Raw genomic sequence first — 2,101 nt, 5'->3', positions numbered from 1 at the left:
CTCAAAACCTTTTTCGCCGGGTCGGATGCGCCTGCCGCTGGCCCCGCCCCGAAAAGCCGGGTCAAAAGCCTGCGCCATCAGCAGCGGCAGCGGCCGCGGCCAGCGCAGGGCTTGCGCCAGCACCAGGTCGGCGAGCCACCAAGCCAACAGCTCGGCATCGGGGCGAGCGGCGACGACGTGGGCGGCGACCGCCGCCGCGGCGAACGGCGCCGGCGTCTGCCCCTCCATCAGATTTTCGATGTGCCTGCAGAGTTCGGCGAGAGCTTCATCGTCCCAGGCGAGCCCGAGCATTTCGATCCCTTTTGCCAGCCGATCGGCGCTAACCGCCGGCGGCTGCAGCGCCAGCTGCCGCCAAGCGCCAAAAATGGCGCCGGCCGGACCGGGATCGGCGCCGGCCGGGCAGAGCTGCCAGGCATCCCGCAAGGCGGCCTCGTCCTCGGCGCGGCCGGCGAGCCGCATGCTGGCGGCGGCACAGCGAAGCGCCAGCCGCTGACGCCACGCGCCGGCCCAGGCAGGCTGCGCGCGGGCGAGGCTGTCGAGCGAAGCCAGCGCGGCGCCGGCCCGGAAAGCAGCGTCTGCGTCATGCAGAACACCATCGGCCGCGAGCGCCCAGGCCGGGACGGCAGGCGGCGGAGCGGGATTGGCGGTCGCGGGATCGAGGCGAATCATGTGTTTGGAGCGTAAAGCGGCCGTGCGCTTTTGGCGATGAGTTTCGCGTCAAAACGCACAGCTTGTCGGAGGAACAAAACGAATGATAATGTTGCCTTATCAGTCGTTTAACTCTTCACGAGTTCGTCCCTGCTAACAAGTAAGTCTCGACAGGGCACCTTTTTGCGCAGCCGGACGAAATTCCGTTCGGTCATGTCACGAAACGCTCGGCCCGCTCCTCTGCCGGCCGATGGTCAACGAAATCCCCTCCCCTAGCTGCGGTTGATCTCGGGGTCGTAGAAGCTGGCGCTGCTGACGCCCGACTTCAGATTGTCGGGAACGATCAGCCGGGGAACGCCTCCGAAGAAACGAAACATCCGGACATGCGAGCCGATCCAGTCCGGGAGCGTTTGCGTCCAAGTTGCCTCCGCAAAGGTGAAGCTGGATGCGCCGAGCACTGCCACGAAGATCTCTGCCTCGCGGATCTCACCGGTCTTGCGATCAACAATCGGGATCTTCTTGCCGGAATAGTCGACGAAGACCTTGTCGCCGGCCGCATGCTCCTGGCGCATCATCGGCGAAAGCCGCTGCTCGAAACTGCGAAAGAGTTCGCAGAAGCGGCTAATATGTTCGGCATAACACTTCACCTGTTATGTTGCGGCCAAATTTATGTTGCGTCTCCGGGGGATGAGCCAAGGATGTCAGTGATTTCCTTGGCCCAAGCCGCCACATAAGAAGAACGGCGATGGTAGTTCGCTACAGGGCTTTCAGGAATGCCATTAATGACGGCAGAGATCGCTGCCGTGGGGGCTCTTTCAAGCCGCTGACTTCAACCTTGGCCAACGCCTTTGCCTTCATTTCCAGATCAACCTCGGCGTAGATGTGCGTGGTGTCCAACGACACATGGCCGAGCCAGGCGCGGATCGTGTCGATATCGACGCCGGCACGCAGGAGGTGGACGGCTGTCGTGTGACGAATCGTATGGGGCTGACGCGCTTCGTGGCCACGGCCTGACGCGCTTCGTGGCCACGGTCGGCACGGTTTTTCTCGCCATGGCGGCATATTGCGTCACGACGCGGTGTATTCCGAACCGTGTCAAAGGTTCCTTCATCCGCCCCAGAAAGACTGCATCGCTCCTATCCCGATCGGTCACGAGGCGAGCCAGCGATATCGCACGACGACGCGACACTTGAGCGGCTGCTGTTTGGCCGTGCCGGTCGTCCGCCGCAAGACCTAAGCGAACCGAACTTTGCGCTGATCGCCAGGGAGTTGAAGCGCAAGGGGGTGACGCTGACGCTGTTGTGGCAGGAGTATCGCGCCGCCAACCCCGACGGCTACGGCTACACCTGGTTCTGCGAGCACTTCGCCGCTTTCGAGCGCCGGACGAGCGCGACATTCCGCAACCGGCATGCGGCGGGCGCGGTGATGCAGACGGACTATGCCGGGCAGACGG

General features: G+C 63.7%; 2 protein-coding genes and 3 pseudogenes. 1 reads left to right on the top strand and 4 read right to left on the bottom strand.

What is annotated here, in order from left to right:
• The 4 genes and pseudogenes from EN742_RS32820 to EN742_RS39795 form a co-directional block, all read right to left on the bottom strand.
• On the bottom strand, nt 1–669 hold a 669-nt coding region (locus tag EN742_RS32820; RefSeq protein WP_128333764.1), incomplete at its 3' end, for a DUF1403 family protein.
• Between the two features lie 254 nt (nt 670–923).
• Nucleotides 924–1,271: pseudogene (locus tag EN742_RS32815) on the bottom strand (IS21 family transposase); the annotation flags it as partial.
• 133 nt (nt 1,272–1,404) lie between these two features.
• Entirely contained in the window at nt 1,405–1,545 is a 141-nt protein-coding gene (locus EN742_RS39800) for a hypothetical protein (RefSeq protein ID WP_236473399.1), read from the bottom strand.
• Nucleotides 1,546–1,572: 27 nt separating this feature from the next.
• Nucleotides 1,573–1,710, bottom strand: a pseudogene (locus EN742_RS39795) (hypothetical protein); the annotation flags it as partial.
• A gap of 114 nt (nt 1,711–1,824) precedes the next feature.
• Here EN742_RS39795 and EN742_RS38850 point away from each other — a divergent pair.
• Nucleotides 1,825–2,101: pseudogene (locus tag EN742_RS38850) on the top strand (IS21 family transposase); the annotation flags it as partial.

This window comes from Mesorhizobium sp. M4A.F.Ca.ET.020.02.1.1 (genome assembly GCF_004022645.1).
In the GTDB taxonomy this organism is placed as follows: Bacteria; Pseudomonadota; Alphaproteobacteria; order Rhizobiales; family Rhizobiaceae; genus Mesorhizobium.
This window is presented reverse-complemented; position numbering and strand designations above follow the sequence as displayed.